Annotated in this window: 15 protein-coding genes; 9 read left to right on the forward strand and 6 right to left on the reverse strand. The window is 62.6% G+C overall.

Features of this window, described 5'->3' with window-relative positions; translation table 11 throughout:
* The 9 genes from ACYP01_RS18225 to ACYP01_RS18265 form a co-directional block, all read left to right on the forward strand.
* Positions 1-566 (forward strand): ABC transporter ATP-binding protein (locus tag ACYP01_RS18225; RefSeq protein ID WP_459681600.1); only part of this gene is annotated, 566 nt, incomplete at its 5' end.
* Positions 567-661: 95 nt separating this feature from the next.
* Positions 662-1579: a carbohydrate kinase family protein gene (locus tag ACYP01_RS18230; RefSeq protein ID WP_218748081.1), complete on the forward strand. Its 918-nt coding sequence runs from the start codon at positions 662-664 to the stop codon at positions 1577-1579.
* A 95-nt stretch (positions 1580-1674) separates the two neighbouring features.
* A complete protein-coding gene (locus ACYP01_RS18235; protein ID WP_459681602.1) occupies positions 1675-3891 on the forward strand; it encodes an MMPL family transporter in 2217 nt (738 codons plus the stop codon).
* Positions 3892-3909: 18 nt separating this feature from the next.
* Positions 3910-5112, forward strand: coding sequence for a sensor histidine kinase (locus tag ACYP01_RS18240; RefSeq protein WP_459681605.1), 1203 nt, complete (start codon positions 3910-3912; stop codon positions 5110-5112).
* Complete coding sequence (locus ACYP01_RS18245) at positions 5109-5783, forward strand: response regulator transcription factor (RefSeq protein ID WP_042450142.1); 675 nt, start codon at positions 5109-5111, stop codon at positions 5781-5783. Before ACYP01_RS18240 ends, ACYP01_RS18245 begins: the two co-directional genes overlap by 4 nt.
* A gap of 64 nt (positions 5784-5847) precedes the next feature.
* Positions 5848-7146: an HNH endonuclease signature motif containing protein gene (locus ACYP01_RS18250; protein WP_459681608.1), complete on the forward strand. Its 1299-nt coding sequence runs from the start codon at positions 5848-5850 to the stop codon at positions 7144-7146.
* A 310-nt stretch (positions 7147-7456) separates the two neighbouring features.
* Positions 7457-8584 carry an NDMA-dependent alcohol dehydrogenase gene (locus tag ACYP01_RS18255; protein WP_003941638.1) on the forward strand — a complete coding sequence of 376 codons (1128 nt, stop codon included), beginning with the start codon at positions 7457-7459 and terminating at the stop codon, positions 8582-8584.
* A 36-nt stretch (positions 8585-8620) separates the two neighbouring features.
* Positions 8621-9460, forward strand: a complete 840-nt coding sequence (locus ACYP01_RS18260; RefSeq protein WP_459681610.1) for a serine hydrolase domain-containing protein — start codon at positions 8621-8623, stop codon at positions 9458-9460.
* 128 nt (positions 9461-9588) lie between these two features.
* Positions 9589-10098, forward strand: coding sequence for a DUF3145 domain-containing protein (locus tag ACYP01_RS18265; protein WP_003941617.1), 510 nt, complete (start codon positions 9589-9591; stop codon positions 10096-10098).
* 112 nt (positions 10099-10210) lie between these two features.
* On the opposite strand, the gene ACYP01_RS18270 is transcribed toward ACYP01_RS18265, so the two are convergent.
* The 6 genes from ACYP01_RS18270 to aceE all read right to left on the reverse strand — a co-directional run bounded on the left by ACYP01_RS18270 (position 10211) and on the right by aceE (position 18690).
* Positions 10211-11644 (reverse strand): acyl-CoA carboxylase subunit beta, encoded by a 1434-nt coding sequence (locus ACYP01_RS18270; protein ID WP_003941597.1) that lies wholly within the window; start codon positions 11642-11644, stop codon positions 10211-10213.
* A 108-nt stretch (positions 11645-11752) separates the two neighbouring features.
* Positions 11753-13003 (reverse strand): KasA/KasB family beta-ketoacyl-ACP synthase, encoded by a 1251-nt coding sequence (locus ACYP01_RS18275; RefSeq protein WP_003941591.1) that lies wholly within the window; start codon positions 13001-13003, stop codon positions 11753-11755.
* Positions 13004-13010: 7 nt separating this feature from the next.
* Positions 13011-13286 (reverse strand): meromycolate extension acyl carrier protein AcpM, encoded by a 276-nt coding sequence (acpM, locus tag ACYP01_RS18280; protein ID WP_003941649.1) that lies wholly within the window; start codon positions 13284-13286, stop codon positions 13011-13013.
* Between the two features lie 84 nt (positions 13287-13370).
* Complete coding sequence (locus ACYP01_RS18285) at positions 13371-14279, reverse strand: ACP S-malonyltransferase (protein ID WP_064689135.1); 909 nt, start codon at positions 14277-14279, stop codon at positions 13371-13373.
* Positions 14280-14406: 127 nt separating this feature from the next.
* The gene (locus tag ACYP01_RS18290; protein WP_003941635.1) at positions 14407-15735 is read right to left on the reverse strand and encodes a PucR family transcriptional regulator; all 1329 of its coding nucleotides are present in this window, start codon (positions 15733-15735) and stop codon (positions 14407-14409) included.
* Between the two features lie 99 nt (positions 15736-15834).
* Complete coding sequence (aceE, locus tag ACYP01_RS18295; protein WP_042445740.1) at positions 15835-18690, reverse strand: pyruvate dehydrogenase (acetyl-transferring), homodimeric type; 2856 nt, start codon at positions 18688-18690, stop codon at positions 15835-15837.
* Between the last annotated feature and the right edge of the window lie 65 nt (positions 18691-18755).

Genomic DNA, 18755 nt, shown 5'->3' on the forward strand with positions numbered 1-18755 from the left:
AGATCGCGGCGTTGCAGCGTCGTCTCGGAACCACCACCGTCTACGTCACGCACGATCAGGTGGAAGCGATGACGATGGGTGATCGCGTGGCAGTGCTCAAGGGCGGCAAGTTGCAACAATTCGCTTCTCCGACCGAACTTTACGATCGGCCGGCCAATGCGTTTGTTGCAGGCTTCATCGGATCTCCAGGTATGAACTTGGTAACGGCGCCGGTCAGTTCGGGTGGGGTGCGGTTCGGCGACGTCGAGGTTCCGCTGGACCGCGAGCAGATGGCGGCAATCGCCGCGGCCGGTCTGGCTTCGGTCACAGTAGGAATTCGGCCCGAGCAATTCCAGGTGGTCGCTGCCGGAGACGGAATCGCAGCTCAGATCGACCTGGTAGAGGAACTGGGCAACGAGTCGTACATCTACGCACACGTGCCTGGTACCGAAGCCGACCCGATCTCGCTCGTTGCACGCACCGGCGGGCGATCGAAGCTGCAGTACGGCCAGACGCTGGGCTTCGAGCGGGTGGACGGCCTTGTTCACCTCTTCGACCCGGCTACGGGCGAGCGTGTGGGTAGCTGAATCCCATCACAATCGTGACCTGCTCGGCACCCGAACTCGTTCGTGCCGAGCAGGTCACATCGATCTTCGACTGGTGAGAAGGTTAGGGTCTACCGATGAGTGATACACGCGAACGATCCGTCGTGGTGTGTGGTGAGGGACTGGTTGATCTGGTTCCGGTGGGGGAGAACTTCTCACCCAAGTTGGGCGGTGGACCGTTCAACGTTGCGATTGCACTGGGTCGACTCGGATCCGACGTGGGATTCGTCTCTCGCTTGTCCACCGACGCTTTCGGAGATCGGATGATCGACTCGCTGGCCGCGTCCAATGTCGACACAACTGGGGTCGAACGTGGGCCCGAGCCGACAACTCTGGCCGTCGTGAACCTTGCAGCGGACGGAGGTGCGCGGTATTCCTTCTACCTCGAGGGAACGGCGGATCGACAGTTCGCGCTGCCGAAACTTCCCTCTGCCCGGGCATTCTCGTTCGGAACGCTGTCGCTGGTGCTCGAGCCCGGGGCCTCTGCCTACGAAGCTTTGCTGCACGAAGCACACGCCCGCGGTCGACTCACCATGGTCGACCCCAACATTCGTCCGGCGGTGATCTCCGACCCGGACGCGTATCGACGACGGTTTCGTTCGTGGTTGCCCGCCATCGATATTCTCAAAGTGAGCGACGACGACGCGAAGTGGTTGGGTTCGGTCGACGGCGCCGAGTGGCTCCACGAAGGCGTCGGCGCCGTCCTGCTCACCCGTGGCGGTGATGGGTTGCGGTTGATCACCGAGGAACTCGATGTTTCGGTGCCGGCGCCCGCGGTCGACGTCGCGGACACGATTGGTGCGGGCGATACCGTTCACGGAGCCCTGTTGGCCTACCTTGATCGTCACGATGCACTCGACGTCGCTGTTGTGCGCGGGTTCTCCGAGGCAGATTGGTCGGCCGCGTTGACCTTTGCCGCACGCGCGGCAGCCGTCACCGTGTCACGTCCCGGGGCGGATCCGCCGTGGTCAAGGGAGTTGGGCCGGCCCGTCTAGCACTGGGGACCACCGCCCTACTGCGAGCGCAGTACGTCGAACTGCCTACCTGTGCACGATGTGCGACGGGGTCGTGTATCGGCACAGTGACACGCATGTCGATATTCCTGTACAAACTCTCGCGACTCGCGTTTCGGCGCCGTTGGGCAATGGTGGGCTTCTGGGTCGTCCTGCTGGTGGCGGGCGGAGTAGGCGCAGCAACGCTGTCCGGTCCGACCGTCAATACGTTGTCGATTCCGGGCACCGAATCACAAGCGGCGCAAGATCTTCTGGCTGAAAGATTTCCGCAGTCGTCCACCGACGGAGCCAGTGCTCGCATCGTCTTCGAATCTCCGGCAGGCACGACGCTCACCGATCCGGCGATTCGACAATCCGTCAGTGACTTGGTCTCTGCGCTCGGGAAGGACCCCGAGGTTGCAGCGGTATCGGATCCGTATGCCTCCGGCGGAGTGTCGCCGACTGGGACGATCGGATACATGCAGGTCTCCTATACCGCCGACTCGATCGACTTGCCGGACAGCTCGAAAGAACTGCTCGAGTCCGCCGTCCACGACGCCGCGGATTCAGGGCTGGCAGTCGATGTTGCCGGCAACGTGCTGATGGAAAGCAGTGCCGAATCGATGGGCGAAGTGATCGGCGTCGCGATCGCCGCTGTGGTCCTGACGGTCACTTTCGGTTCGTTGGTGGCAGCAGGGCTTCCCTTGATCAGCGCGTTGATCGGCATCGGCATCGCGATCTGCACGATCACTATCGCAACGGGTTTCATCGAATTGGGTTCGAGCACAACCGTCTTGGCAATGATGCTTGGGCTCGCCGTGGCGATCGACTATTCGCTCTTCATCGTCTCGCGCTACCGCTCCGAACTACGTGACGGACATGATCCGGAAATTGCTGCGGGCAGAGCAGCGGGGACGGCGGGCTCGGCCGTAGTGTTCGCGGGGTTGACGGTGCTCATCGCATTGGCAGGACTGTTCGTCGTGAACATCCCGTTCCTGACGAGCATGGGTCTGGCTGCGGCGTTTGCAGTTGCTGTTGCAGTGGTGATTTCACTGACCCTGCTGCCCGCCACGCTGGGATTTGCTGGATCGCGCGTTCTGAGCCGATCCGATCGTCGCCTGCTTGCGTCCGGTGGTCAGTTGACGCATCGCAAGACGAAGGAAGGCGCAGGCTCGCGATGGGCCAAGTTCGTGATCCGGCGTCGAGTTCCGGTTTTGCTCGCGTCTGTCCTCGGGTTGGGATTGCTGGCGATCCCAACCTTCGGAATCAACCTGAGTTTGGCGAGCCCACCAGTGCCCGACACAACTGCCGCCAGGGCTACCGACCGACTCTCCGAGGGGTTCGGTGCCGGGTTCAGCGGTCCGCTCATGGTGGTCGTCGACGTTGCCGACGCCACAGATCCGGCAGCGGCATTGAGCGGCGCCCAGGAAAAGCTCGGTGCTCTGCCTGACATAGCGGCAGTGACGCCGCCAGCACTCAACCAGGCCGGCGATACAGCAGTCGTCACGGTGGTTCCCTCGAGCGGCCCCGAAACCGAGGCAACAAAGGCACTCGTCGCAGATATACGTGAGGTCGCCGGATCACTGACCGACGAGACCGGAGCCACGATGTCGGTCACCGGTCAGACAGCGTTGACGATCGACGTTTCGGATCGCCTGGCCGACGCCCTGGTTCCCTACCTCGCATTGGTCGTCGGCCTCGCCTTCATTCTTTTGATGCTGGTGTTCCGCTCGATCTTAGTGCCGCTCAAGGCAACTCTCGGATTTCTGCTCTCGATCGGTGCGACGTTCGGTGTGCTGGTCGCGATCTTCCAGTGGGGTTGGTTCGCAGGCATTCTCGGAATCGAAGGTCAAACCGGATCAGTTGTGGCGATGTTGCCCATCTTCATGATCGGCATCGTCTTCGGGTTGGCGATGGACTACCAGGTGTTCCTGGTGACCAGAATGCGTGAAGCGTTCGTCCACGGTGACGGACCGGATGAAGCAGTCGTGAAGGGCTTCGACCAGGGCGCGCGAGTCGTCTCGGCCGCGGCGCTGATCATGATCGCCGTTTTCGCGGGCTTCATCTTCGGCGGCGACGCCTTCATCATGCAGATCGGACTCGGACTTTCGTTCGCGGTTCTGTTCGACGCCTTCGTGATTCGCATGACAGTCGTTCCGGCCGTCATGTCCCTGTTGGGCTCGAAGGCATGGTGGTTCCCCGCTTGGCTGGACCGGTTGGTCCCGAACGTCGATGTCGAGGGGGAGCAGTTGACTGCGCTGCTCGCAGATTCGAAGGATTCCACTGAGCCCGCGAACGACAAGTTGTCGGTGTGATCCGGATACGGTAGATCGATGACCTCGACTTCGACGTGGGGTCGATGGTGTGCGGAACACCCGCGCACCATCGACCTGGCACTGACCATCCTCGTGCTCCTTGCCACGTGGACGGCGCACCGCATCGCGCTCGACGGCAATGAGACCCGCGAGGTCACGGTTGTGGGAGTTGTCGTGACAGCTATTGCAGCCGCAACCATCGTGTTCCGAAGGCGCTATCCGTTCTCGGCACTCGCGGTGGCAGTGCTTCTCGGCGTTTTGATGATTGCGCTGTCGGCGCCGCCGAATGCCGGCACAGGTTCGGCGGCGATGGTATGCCTCTATTACATTGCCAGCACGAGTGACCGCCGGAAGACCTTTTTCGCAGCGGCAATCACAGTCGGATCGCTGATGCTTGTCACGATTTTCCTCGGAGTAGGAAACAACCTCCTACAGGAAGCGCTGGGGTTGTTGTCTTGGTTGCTGATGGCGAGCTTCGCCGGCGCTGAGGTCCGTTCTCGCCGTGCATATCTGGAGTCCGTCGAAGAGCGTGCGGTGCAAGCGGAAAGGATGCGCGAGGACGAGGCTCGACACCGGGTCGTCGAAGAAAGGATGCGGATAGCGCGAGACCTGCACGACGTCGTCGCGCACCACATTGCCTTGGTCAATCTGCAAGTTGGGGTCGCGTCGCACCTGATCGGGAAAGACCCGGAGAAAGCGACGACTGCACTACGCGGAGTGGAAGAAACATCCAAGGCCGCACTGGACGAGATTCGGGCCACCGTTGGTGTCCTCCGTGATGCGCAGGACGGCGATCGCTCGATGAAGCCGGCTCCGGGGCTTTCGGATCTACCGGCACTGGTGGATCAATTCGTCAGTGCAGGAATGGAAATCGAGGTGCGCACTGTGGGTTCTGTGCGCCCACTCGGACCCGCAGTAGATCTCACGGCGTATCGAATTATCCAGGAGGCACTCGTGAATGCGAGCAAGCATGCGCTGCCAGGAGCCGTCACCGTGTCGCTGTCATACGAAGCCGAGGTTCTGATGCTGTCGGTCGAAAACTCCGGAACGGCAGTGCCTTCGACGTCACCACCCGGGTACGGACTGCTGGGAATGAAGGAGAGGGCACAGGCGATGGGAGGCGAGGTCTCAGCAGGATTCCGCGCGGACGGGGGATTTCGTGTGGACGCCCAACTGCCGCTTGTCTCGGTGTCCAGGGGTTCGGAGCGTGAGGAGTCGTGAGTATTCGGGTGGTAGTGGCAGACGATCAGGCGCTCTTCCGTCAAACGCTTGCGCTGCTGATCGGTTCGGAAGAGGACATGGAGGTGGTCGCCGAGGCGGCAGACGGAGAGCAGGCATTCCAGGCGGCGCTCGAGCATCGACCCGACGTTGTATTGATGGACATTCGAATGCCAGGCACCAGCGGAGTCGAAGCGACCGCCATGATTGCCGATCATCCGGATTTGACCGACGTGCACGTGTTGATTCTTACCACCTTCGAAGTGGATGAGCATGTGGCACAGGCGATCCGGGCGGGAGCCAGCGGCTTCATCGGCAAAGGAATCCGAGCCGAGGATCTACTCGATGCTGTTCGGACGGTCGCAGGTGGGAACTCTTTGCTGTCGCCGATTGCGACCAGCGCGTTGATTTCTCGGTTCCTTTCCACTCCGTCGCGGGCCGACTCGACTTCTGGGATTTTCGGTCAGTTGACCCCACGCGAACTCGAAGTGGTAACCCTCGTTGCCCTCGGGATGTCCAACGACGAAATCGCTGCGGAATTGGTGATCAGCGCGGTCACGGCAAAAACGCACGTGAACCGGGCGATGACAAAACTGGATGTCCGCGACCGCGCGCAACTGGTGGTTCTCGCCTATCAATGCGGTGTGGTGATTCCGGGACGCTCGGTGGATTGACTCGAGAAACTCTTGACTCGAACGGGTGTTCGAGTATTGTTTGGGGAGGGGATCGGGGGATTCAATGAGTGTCTTGTTGTCGGATGTGGTGTCGGGTTCTGCGGTGGGGTTACGCGGACGGTTGTGGCAGTTGACTGCTGCCGAGTTACGCGCTGCTGCTATCGAGGCGAGTGCGGAGATTCTGCGCCTGGAAGCGGTGCGGGTGGCGGTGGTGGACGAGTTGTCGTTGCGTCCGGATGATCAGGTGATTGCCAGCCGTGGAGTCGGGTCATGGTTGGCGGCGAACACGATGCTGCAGGTTCGGGACGGGAAGAAGATCGCCGCCCTGGGCGCAGCTTTGCGGCCGTTTCCGGCGGTGGCTGCTCGGTTCGATTGTGGGGATTGCTCGTTCGATCATGCCGTGTTGATCGTGGCGTTCTGCGAATCCCCGCCGAAGGGGATGCCGGACGAGGCGTTACCTCGCTGTATCGACCTGCTGCTTGCGGCAGCCTCGGGGGTGGAGGCGACGACGACGAAGGTGCGGCACGTTATCGCGACCTTGGAGCGCGTTTTCGAATCCGATGAGATTCCGCCCGCCGAAGATGTCGATCGGAACGAACTGCGGATCGCCTCGACCTTGAACGGTCGGGTGGTGGTTCGTGGGGAATTCGACGCCCTCACCGGCGAAATGCTGCTCTCGGCCCTGTCGAATTTGACGATGCCCACCCCGGCACCCGACGGAACCCCCGACGCACGGTCGGCGGCAAAGCGGACCGCGGACGGGTTCACCGAACTGATCCGCCGCTACCTCGACTGCGCAAAAACCGGAACCGACGGCGGCCAACGCCCACACGTGAACGTGCACATCAACGCGCGCGATCTCGCTGAGCATCGGGACTGCGCCGCCGCGCCCTCGAATGGTGAAGAGTCCCCGTCGGATCTCGATGTCGGGCACATGCCATGGCTCGGACCGCTGTCGGTGTCGCAGACGAGGCTTCTCGGGTGCGACTGCTTCCTGTCCACCGTCCTACTCGACGCTCACGGCGCACCGCTCGATGCGAGACCCGGAAAACGTCTGGTCAACGCCGAACAGAGAGTGGCCCTGATCGCCCGAGACAAAGGCTGCGCCTTCCCCGGCTGCACATGCGTACCGGCGTGGACCGATGCGCACCACATTAATCACTGGGCGAACGGCGGCCCGACGGTGATGAACAACCTGGTCCTGCTGTGCCGTTCACATCACCGGCTGATGCACCGCAAATCCGGGTTCGTCGGGAAATGGGAGATTCGGATCGGTGTCGACAACAAACCGTGGTTCATCCCGCCACCCTCGATCGACCCCGGGCAGCTCCCGCGACCGGCGAACACCACCTTCAAAACCTGAGGGGTCAAACCTCAGATGCACCAGAACATGCCCAGGCCTGTTTCAGACCCGCTGCTCTGTGTCCGACCGATTGGTGGGAGGTGGAGTCGAATGGTTGCGTGCTTTCGGGGCGGCTCTACTTTCGGGTGCCCGTGTGGCCTGTCCCACTCAGTGGGTCATTATTCCGTCGTTGCCGCGCCGGTTGTGCCAGGTCATTTGGACGTCTGACCTGCAGTGCAAAATCTTTCGTTAGAACACGTTCCAATTTCGCAGATTTGTGGCTATGGTCACAGAGATAGATGCGGGTGTGCGAATGAAAGGGTGAAGTGACGTGAAGACCAAGGGTGCAATCCTGTGGGGCCTCAATGAAAAGTGGTCCGTCGAGGAGATCGAGATCGGTGAGCCGGTAGCCGGCGAAGTTCAGATTCGCATGGAAGCGGCCGGAATGTGCCACTCCGATCACCACATCGTCACCGGCGCGACCCCGATGCCGTCGTTCCCCGTCATGGGTGGGCACGAGGGTTCGGGCGTCATCACCAAGCTCGGCCCGGAGGTCAAGGGTCTGGAGGTCGGCGACCACGTCGTTCTGTCCTTCATTCCGGCTTGTGGAACCTGTCCGGCGTGTTCGGCCGGTCATCAGAACCTGTGTGACCTCGGGATGGGCCTCCTCAGCGGCCAGGCCATCAGTGACGGCACTTACCGGATCCAGGCTCGCGGCGAAAACGTGATCCCGATGTGCCTGCTAGGGACGTTCTCGCCCTACATGGTCGTGAACCAGTCGTCAGTGGTGAAGATCGACAAGGACATTCCGTTCGAGGTTGCCGCACTCGTCGGTTGCGGCGTTCCGACCGGTTGGGGATCGGCAACCCACATCGCCGATGTGAAGCCCGGCGAAGACGTTGTGATCATGGGTGTCGGCGGCGTCGGTATCAGCGCGCTACAGGGTGCAGTTGCATCGGGCGCCCGGTACATCTTTGCCATCGACCCTGTGCCGTGGAAGCGTGAGCAGGCTCTGAAGTTCGGCGCAACGCACGCTTTCGAAAGCGCTGCCGCTGCCATTCAGCCGATCATCGACGCCACGTACGGACGCATGGCGCAGAAGACGATCATCACCGTCGGCGAAATGAAGGGTGAGTACGTCGAAGAAGCGATGATTCTGACGGCAAAGGCCGGCCGTTGTGTTGTCACCGCAATGGGGCACCTGACGGACATGGATGTGAAGCTGAACCTGTTCCTGATGGCGATGCTTCAGAAGGACCTTCAGGGCAACATTTTCGGCGGTGGCAACGCTCGCCAGGACGTGCCGAACCTCCTCGCGATGTACAAGGCAGGCAAGCTGAACCTCGATGACATGGTCACTCGGACCTACACGCTCGAAGGCGTGAACGACGGCTACCAGGACATGTTGGATGGCAAGAACATCCGCGGCGTCATCCGCTACACCGAAGCTGACTGGTGATCGAAAGCGCAACTCTTGTGCCAGTAGTCTGATCGGGTGCCCAGTACTCACCGTCTCGACGTAATCCAGCAGTGGCCGGTCGACCATGCGGCAGCGGTCGTCCTCTCCGGAAAGAATCCCGGTGAGGGCGACCGCATTCGTGGTTTCAGTGGCGACCAGGCGCATGTTTTCCCCCTGGCTTCGGTGACAAAACTGTTGTGCGCCTACGCGATTCTCGTGGCAGTGGAGGAGGGGGCGGTCGAGTTGGATGGGCCGGCCGGGCCTGAGGGGTCGACCGTTCGTCATCTCCTCGCACATGCTTCGGGATTGGCATTCGCCGAACGTGTTGTTCAGGCGCCGGTGGCGTCGAAGCGGATCTACTCGAGTGCGGGGTTCGAGGTGCTTGCCGAGTTGGTTTCCCGGGAGACCGAGATCGAATTTGCCGACTATCTGGCCGAGGCAGTGTTCGCGCCGTTGGCGATGACCAGCGCGGCTCTTGTCGGTCCGGCCGGTCACGGTGCGCAGGCATCGGCAGACGACTTGGCCAAGTTTGCGGATGAACTGCTCTCGCCGACTCTGGTCTCGGCGCAGACGTTCGCAGAGGCGACAACTGTGCAGTTCCCGGGGCTCAACGGAATTCTTCCGGGTTACGGCTCTCAGCGCCCCAACGACTGGGGACTCGGATTCGAAATTCGGGGCGACAAGCGTCCGCATTGGACGGGTCTCGAGAACTCGGCCGCTACCTTCGGTCATTTCGGCCAGTCCGGGACGTTCCTGTGGGTCGATCCCACGATCGATACTGCGTGCGTCGTGCTTACCGATCGCGATTTCGGTGATTGGGCCAAGCCTTTGTGGACCGAATTGTCGGATGGCGTGGTCGGTGAAGTTTCGCGGTAGAGCACAAATTTCTCTCCTTCCACTGGCGCAACACGGGTAACACAAGGCACACTGTTCAATCGAGCGTGCTGCACGAACTCGACAGAGGTCGTTGGGGAAGACGTCCCTCGTCGAAGCAGGAGGCTCGAGTGCGCGAAATGAATCAATTCGCGGACGTGACGACTGGTGTGGTTTACATCCACTCGTCGCCCGCGGCGCTGTGCCCGCACGTGGATTGGGCTTTGTCCGCCACGTTGGACAGCCCTGCCAAGCTCAGATGGACCTCACAGCCTGCCTACGACGGGCTTCTGCGTGCGACGACGGACTGGACGGGTCCCGTCGGAACCTGTGCTCGCCTGGTCGACTCGCTACGCGCGTGGCCGATGTTGCGGTTCGAGGTCACCGAGGACCCGAGTCATGGCGTCGACGGCGAACGGTACAGCCATGTGCCCGGTCTGGGCCTGTGGCGCGGATCCACCAGTGCGAACGGTGATGTCGTCGTAGGGGAGATGAAACTGCGGTCCATCATGAATTCCGGTGGAGACATCGCCGCGGAGATCGATCGGGCGATAGGCGCACCGTGGGACGAGGAACTCGAACCCTTCCGGAGTTCAGGCGAAGGTGCCGAAGTGACATGGCTGCGAAGGCGTGTCAGCTAACCGAGGTCCATCCTGAACCCTGAGCGCTCTCGCGGGGCTTGAACGACAAAGACTTGAATGACAAAGGTGGGCCCCGCCGTATCGGCGAGGCCCACCTTGCTGTCCAGGGTTGTCAGAGCGGAATGTTCTTGTGCCGCGCGCGGACAGATGGTGCAGACGCGAGCGCAGCAGTGACGATGCTGCGAGTCTTCGCCGGGTCGATTTCTTCGTCGACGACGCCGATTTCGACCGCGCGGTCGACGCCGCCCGCGATTGCCTCGTGCTCGGCAGCGAGTCGGTCGTGCAATGCTTCACGCTCGTCGTCCGGTGCTGCTGCGAGGGCCCGCTTGTGCAGGATGCCGACAGCAGCCTTCGCACCCATCACGGCTACTTCGGAGTTGGGCCAAGCGAATACGGCAGTGGCTCCCAGTGCTCGCGAGTTCATCGCGATGTAGGCGCCGCCGTAGATCTTTCGAGTGACGACGGTGACGCGGGGGACCGTTGCCTCGGCGAAGGCGTGAAGTAACTTCGCTCCGCGTCGGACAACGCCTTCCCACTCCATCGAGACGCCCGGCAAATACCCGGGAACATCGACGACGACCACGAGCGGCACGCCAAATGCGTTGCACAGTCGCACGAATCGAGCGGCCTTCTCTGCACTTTCGGAGTTCAGGCACCCCCCGAGTCGCAGTGGGTTGTTCGCGATGACGCCAACGGTGCGTCCGGCCATCCGGCCGAAACCGGTGACGATGCTCCGAGCGTAATTGCCTTGCAGTTCTTCGAAACTCGACTCGCCTTCGACGTTGTCGAGCATTTCGTGAACGATCGGACGAACGTCGTATGCGCGTTTCGCGGAGGCAGGCATCATGGCGCGCAGATCGCTGTCGCCGAGTTCCGCTGCCCGCTGATCGAATTCGCCCTGCTCGCACATCATCGAAACCAGGCGGCGCGCGCGGTGCAATGCGTCGGCCTCGTCGTGTGCGGCGATGTGCGCGACACCCGACTTCTTGGTGTGTGTGTCCGGACCGCCGAGTGACACCATGTCGACCTGTTCGCCGGTGACACTACGAACTACGTCTGGCCCGGTGACGAACACTCGGCCTTCCGGCGCCATGATCACGACATCGGTGAGGGCTGGACCGTACGCGGCTCCGCCAGCGGCAAAGCCGAGCACGACGGAAATTTGAGGTATGAGACCCGACGCGCGGACCATGGCCTCGAAGACCAGTCCGACGGCGTGGAGCGCCTCGACGCCTTCAGCCAGACGCGCGCCACCGGAGTGCCAGAGGCCCACGATGGGGGACTCTTCCTCGATGGCGGTATCGATGGCTTTGACGAGGTGTTTGCAACCGTCGACGCCCATGGCGCCACCCATGACAGTGGCGTCGGAGCAGTACGCGATGGTGCGGACGCCGTCGATGTTTCCGGACGCGGCGAGCACACCGGACTTGTCACGGGCGTGGAGCGGCACTGTTGTGCCGGGGTCGAACAGATTTTCCAGGCGCGCAAGAGGATCGCGCGGGTCTGTCGATGATTCGGACTTTGTCACGGGGGCCAGGATGGTCATCGCGTCCTCCTTCAGTACGAGCCTTGGGTGGAACGAAAGGTCGGTGTTGTCCGCGGGTGACGTTGTGTTGCAACGACACCCGCGGACAGATGCAAACCGCGGTTCGGGCTAGGCCCGACCGAAGGCGAGCGCGACATTGTGCCCACCGAAACCGAACGAGTTGTTCAGTGCGAAATCGAAAGAGCCGGTTCGGGGTTCACCCTTGACGACATCGAGATCGATCTCTGGATCCTGGCTGTCAACGTTGAGCGTGGGCGGGATGATCCCGTCACGCACTGCCAGAACCGTGAGGACTGATTCGAGGGCGCCGACAGCGCCGATCGAGTGTCCCAGCGCGGATTTCGGGCCGTACACCGCAGCGTGATTGCCGACCGCTGCGTTGATTGCCTTTGCCTCTGCGATGTCACCGATCGGCGTCGCAGTGGCGTGGGCGTTGATGTGCTTGATGTCGGACTTCGTCAGTCCGGCCATCTCGATTGCTCGGGTCATGGCTCGCGCCGCGCCCAGGCCTTCCGGATGCGGTGCCACGATGTGGTACCCGTCCGAAGTGATTCCGGAACCAAGCAGGCGGGCGTGAATCGTCGCCCCGCGTGCCTTTGCGTGCTCCTCGGTTTCGAGGATCATCAGGGCGCCGGCTTCGCCGAAGACAAATCCGTCGCGGTCCTTGTCGAAAGGACGTGAAGCTGCGGCCGGATTGTCGTTGTTGGTGCTCATCGCACGCATCATGGCGAAGCTCGCGATCGGAACGGCGTCGATGAAGCTCTCGACTCCACCAGCCACAACCATGTCCGCGTCACCCATGACAAGCATGCGGTGAGCGTGAGCAATTGCCTCGGAACCTGATGAACATGCCGACACCGGAGTGATGACGCCACCGCGGGCCCCGAGTTCGAGTCCGACCGTTGCGGCCGGTCCGTTGGGCATGACCATCTGCACCGAGAACGGGGACACCTTGCGGTATCCGCCGCCACGGAGCTTGTCGACGGCGTCGATGAGCGTGTCGCCGCCGCCGAGTCCGGTGCCGATGACAACGGCCAGGCGGTCCTGATCGACTTCAGGGCTGCCTGCGTTGCTCCAGACCGTGCGACTCAACGTGAGGGCAAGGCGTTCCACCCAGCTCATCCGTCGAATTTCGACGCGGGACAAGCCCTCGTCCGGTGAAACCTTCAGGTGCCCGCCGATGCGAATGGGAAGGTCGAACTCGTCGATGAACGGGTCATCGAGGATTCCGATGCCGCTTTCGCCGGCGAGGAGCGCCTTCCACGTGCCATCCACATCACCAGCCACCGAGGTCGACGTCGCGAGGCTCGTGACGACGATGTCGGGGAATTTCCCTTTGCGGGTAGAAGCGGAAGTCACGGTCGGCTCACTCTGCGTTCTTGGCTTCGGCGCCTTCGGCTTCGAGCTTCTGGATGTACGCGACGATGTCGCCGACGGTGCGCAGGCCTGCGAGATCCTCGTCGGGGACCTTCACGCCGTACTTGTCTTCGGTCTGAACGGCGATCTCGACCATGGACAGGGAGTCGATATCGAGGTCGTCCACGAAGGACTTGTCAACGGTGACCTCGGAAGGCTCGATACCGGTGACCTCCTCCACGATCTGGCCGAGTTCCGCGATGATTTCTTCCTGAGTGTGGGCCACTGGTGTGGCTCCCTTCTTGATCGATTGAGGTGGGGTGAAACGTCCGGCCGCCGTTCGGGCTGATCGGCCGGGTGGGCGTCCGAGCTAGGTCAGCTCGGACAGTGCGGAGATATCCTCCGGGTTCTTGAGGGCCACCGTCGGTGTGCCACGCATTTCACGCTTGGCAATTCCGACGAGGGTTCCGGCCGGCGGGAGTTCCACGATCGCGCTGACTTCTGCTGTCCGCAACGACGCGGAGCAGAGGTCCCAACGAACGGGGCGGGTTACCTGCGCGGCAAGCTTGGTGAGGGCGTCGGCGCCCGAGGAGACGGGTGCGCCATCCGAGTTGGAAAGCAGCGTGCGCGTCGGATCGGAAGGGGTGATCTTGGCGGCAGCAGCTGCGACGGCGTCCTGCGCAGGCGCCATGAAGCGGGTGTGGAAAGCTCCGGCGACGGGTAGTGCGCGGACTCGGGCCTTTTCGGGTGCGTTTGCTGCGAGTTCTTCGAGCGCGGTGAGCAGTCCGGCCGCCACGATCTGGCCGGCCGCATTGCGGTTGGCTGCTTCCAGCCCGAGTTCTTCGATTCGTGCGAGCACTTCGGCTTCGTCTCCACCGAGAACGGCTGACATGCCCGTGGGCTCGAGCGCACAAGCCTTGGCCATCTCGGCGCCACGGAGGGCGGCAAGCGCGACCGCGTCGTCAGCGGAGATAACACCGGCGACCGCAGCAGCGGCAAGTTCACCCACCGAATGGCCGGCAGCGATGACGTCGGCGCCGAGGAGCCCCCGTGATTCGATTTCCTCGTATGCCAGCAGAGCAGCGGCAACGACGAGGGGCTGGGTTACCGAGGTGTCGGTGATTTCTTCGGCGGTCGCGGTCGTGCCGAGTCGGACGAGGTCCAGGCCGGCTGCCTTCGACCACACTTCGAGGCGGTCTTGTGCTCCGGGCAGTGCCAGCCAGGGGCTGAGCATGCCGGGTGTCTGAGAGCCCTGTCCCGGGGCGAGCAACGAAATCACTTATTAAGAGAACACCGCCGCGAGCGACCTGCGAGATGTCGGTCGCGATGAACTCTGGCGAAGTGTTTTGTAGGGTTCCCACAAAATCCCACGTCGCGCTCGGCCATCGAAATTGGACGCTCAGGGGTTACAGGTTTGTTTGTCCGGATGTTAAAGATGTGACTGAAGTAACCGAATTGTTCGATTTGAGATCGATTTGTGTCAATCGGCCCACGGTAGCGGCGATCCGTAGTACATACGCGTCGCGTGGATTCGTTGGATCCCGGCCGGTAACTTCCGCGATTCGCTTCAAGCGGTACCGAACGGTATTTGGATGAACAAACAGAAGACGTGCACAAGTCTCAACCGCACCTCCACAGTCGAGATAACTGTCTAAAGTATCGGTCAAGACTGTGCCGGATTCAGCTAAAGGTGCGACGAGGAAATCGCGAAGAGCCTTCACGGCAGCGGCGTCTCCCAGTAGTGCCCGTTCCGGGAGCAGTTCAGTCGCGAAAACGGGACGAGGTGCGCCGCGCCACCCGGCAACAGCCTTGATTCCCGCCAGAGCTTCGGACGCACTGAAGTGCGCTGCGCTCAACGAGGGTGTTGTCGGGCCGATCACCACCGGCTCGTCGGCGAAACTCATGAGCAGGTCTTGAAGGAATTGGCTGCCTTCCGTCTTACTGCTCAGCTCGCCGCTGACGATCATCACCAGTCGCGGACCCTGCACCACGGCGAGAACAGCGCGCCCGTGCGCGGCGGCAGTCGCGTGGACGGTGCCGGCAACCGAGACCCGCTCGTCCGGCGGGGGAGACCCGACGATGACGGTGGCCGGAGCCGTGGCATCCCAGTTCAAGGTGGCGGCGCGAGAGAGCATGTCCGAGCCGGTGTCTCCCTGCACGACGGCGTCGACGACGAGCGCTTCCAGTCGCGTGTCCAGGGCACCCCGCGACTCGGCAGCGCTTGCGTACACCGTCGCTGCTGCGAAACCGAGTTCACGCCCGTAGCGCAGGACGGCTTCTGTCAGCGCGATCAGCTGCTGATCGTTGCGGGCGAGAGCCGGCAGCCATTTCTCGAAGAACTCCATCGCCACCCGGACCATGTCGACGGTCTGGCGCAGCGTGAGCTGTCGAGCAAGATCCTGAGGGATGACCGGAAACGACTCGTATCCGAAGCTGATCTCCGAGTCGAGTTGCCGCAGCCATTCCAGGAAATTCACCACCGACGTCTGCACCAACAGTTGAACGTCGGCGCGTTGCGAAGCGTCGAGACTGTCGAAGAACGGAAGCTGCTCCTCCATCACGGTCACGGCCTCGGTGGAGAGCCGGCCGGAGAACTGTTTGACGCGGCGGAGCAAGGCTTCTGGAAGTGGATCGCGAACCTGACGACGGCGGGCGAGTACAGCCTGCAACCCGGACGACTGTGGTCGAGTGCGGCGTACGCCCTCTTCGGGTTTCTCGGGATCAGGTTCGGGCATGAGAAAAACCTACGCCCATCGCCGCAGCGGATGTTGAGATGACACCCGCGGCGATGGGCGTAGGTCTGTTTTCGATCGCTGGGACTGTTGCCCTACGACTTAGGCGCTACCGGTGTCCCCGGTCTGCTCGGGAGCAGCATTCACGTCGTCGATGCGGTATCGGCTCGCTGCTTCGACGGCCTTCGACCGCTCGATCGATCCTTCCTTCGCCAAACCGATCAGCACGGCAACGACGATGGATTCGGCATCGACGTTGAAGTAACGACGCGCAGCGGTGCGGGTGTCGGAGAAGCCGAACCCGTCCGTGCCGAGCGTGGTGTAGTCGCCGGGAACCCACTGACGGATCTGGTCCGAGACCGCCCGCATCCAGTCCGAAGCCGCAACGACGGGGCCTTGGGCCGACGACAACGCCGTGGTGACGAAGGGAACCGGAGCATCCTCGGACGGATTGAGCAGCGCCTGACGTTCGCACTCGACGCCTTCGCGGCGCAGCTCACCCCAGGACGTGACCGACCAGACGTCGGCCGAGACGCCCCATTCGTCGGCAAGCAGCTTCTGCGCGCGCAGCCCCTCGGGCATCGCGACACCGGAGACGAGGATCTGTGCCTTCGGGCCGGATGCTTCGGACGTCTTGTAGAGGTAGATGCCCTTGAGCAAGCCCTCGACGTCGAGACCTTCGGGCTCGGCCGGCTGAACGTACGGCTCGTTGTAGATGGTCAGGTAGTAGAAGATGTTCTCGCCACCGAAACCGTCGACGCCCTCGGTGCCGCCGTACATGCGGCGCAAGCCGTCCTTGACGATGTGCGCCAACTCGTACGAGAACGCGGCGTCGTACGTGACAGCTGCGGGGTTGGTGGATGCCAGGAGCAGCGAGTGTCCGTCGGCGTGCTGGAGACCTTCACCGGTCAGAGTTGTACGACCGGCGGTGGCGCCGAGAACGAATCCCCGAGCCATCTGGTCGGCAGCCGCCCACAGGCCGTCGCCGGTGCGCTGGAAACCGAACATCGAGTAGAAGATGTACAGCGGAATCATCGGTTCACCGTGGGTGGCGTACGACGTGCCGACTGCGGTGAACGAAGCCGTCGAGCCGGCCTCGTTGATGCCCTCGTGCAGGATCTGGCCGATCGGGCTCTCCTTGTAGGCGAGCATGAGTTCGGCGTCGACGGAGGTGTAGAGCTGCCCGTTGCGGTTGTAGATCTTCAGCGACGGGAACCACGAGTCCATACCGAACGTGCGAGCCTCGTCCGGGATGATCGGCACGATGCGCTTGCCGATTTCCTTGTCGCGCAACAGTTCCTTGAGGATGCGCACGATCGCCATGGTGGTGGCGACTTCCTGCTTGCCCGAACCCTTGCGGATGACGTCGTACGTCTTGTCCTCGGGGAGCTTGAGCGGCGCCGCATCGGTGTTACGGGAAGGCAGGAACCCGCCGAGTGCTTTACGACGGTCGAGCATGTACTTGATCTCGGGAGCGTCCGCGCCTGGGTGGTAGTACGGAGGCAGGTACGGATCCTTCTCGAGCTCGGCATCCGAGATCGGGATGTGCTGCATGTCGCGGAACGCCTTGAGATCGTCCAGCGTCAGCTTCTTCATCTGGTGTGTGGCGTTGCGGCCCTCGAAGTGCTTACCGAGGGTGTAGCCCTTGATGGTGTGCGCCAGGATGACCGTCGGCTGGCCCTTGTGTGCCATGGCCGCTGCGTAGGCGGCGTGGACCTTGCGGTAGTCGTGGCCGCCACGCTTGAGGTTCCAGATTTCCTGGTCTGTGAGGTCCTTGACCAGTTCCTTGGTGCGGGGGTCACGTCCGAAGAAGTGATCGCGTACGAACGCGCCGTCGTTGGCCTTGTACGTCTGGTAGTCACCGTCCGGCGTCACGTTCATCAGGTTGACGAGTGCGCCGTCGCGATCGGCGTGCAGCAGCGCATCCCACTCGCGACCCCAGACGACCTTGATGACGTTCCAGCCGGCACCGCGGAAGAACGATTCCAGTTCCTGGATGATCTTTCCGTTGCCGCGGACCGGGCCGTCGAGGCGCTGGAGGTTGCAGTTCACGACGAACGTGAGGTTGTCGAGGCCTTCGGTTGCCGCGACGTGAGCGAGGCCGCGTGACTCGGGCTCGTCCATTTCGCCGTCGCCGAGGAACGCCCACACGTGCTGATCGGTGGTGTCCTTGATGCCGCGGTCGTTGAGGTAGTGGTTGAACCGGGCCTGGTAGATGGCGTTCATCGGGCCGAGGCCCATCGAGACCGTCGGGAACTCCCAGAAGTCGGGAAGCAGCCGTGGGTGCGGGTAGGACGGCAGTGCGCCGCCGAAGTCGGCGTGGGACTTCTCCTGGCGGAATCCGTCGAGCTGTTCCGCGGGGATGCGGCCCTCGAGGAAGGCGCGTGCGTAGATGCCGGGGGAGGCGTGACCCTGGATGAAGATGTGGTCGCCGCCGCCGGGATGGTCCTTGCCACGGAAGAAGTGGTTGAAGCCGACCTCGTACAACGCTGCCGACGAGGCGTAGGTCGAGATGTGTCCGCCGACGCCGACGCCCGGTCGCTGAGCGCGGTGGACCATGATCGCGGCGTTCCAACGGATCCAGGCGCGATAGCGGCGCTCGACCTCTTCGTCACCGGGGAACCACGGCTCGTTTTCGGTCGGAATCGTGTTGACGTAGTCGGTCGAAGTGAGCGCGGGGAGTGCGACATGCTTCTCACCGGCGCGTTCGAGCATGCGGAGCATGAGGTAGCGGGCACGCGTGGGTCCGGATCGATCCAGAAGTCCGTCGAATGATTCGAGCCATTCGGTGGTCTCGTCCGGATCGATGTCCGGCAGGTACGACGCAACACCTTCGCGAATGACGCGAACGCGACCGTCGGTTCCCCCCGGCGTATTCGACGCGGGCGAACCCGACTCGCCGGCGGCGCCGGAATCGGCGTTCTGCCCGGACGCGGGACCCTGGATCAGGTCAGACAACGTGTGCTCCTCATTGGTTTGGGGACGCGTGGTGGGGCGTCCTTACATAGGTGATCGAGGCCTTG

It is taken from the genome of Rhodococcus sp. no. 34, assembly GCF_054589475.1.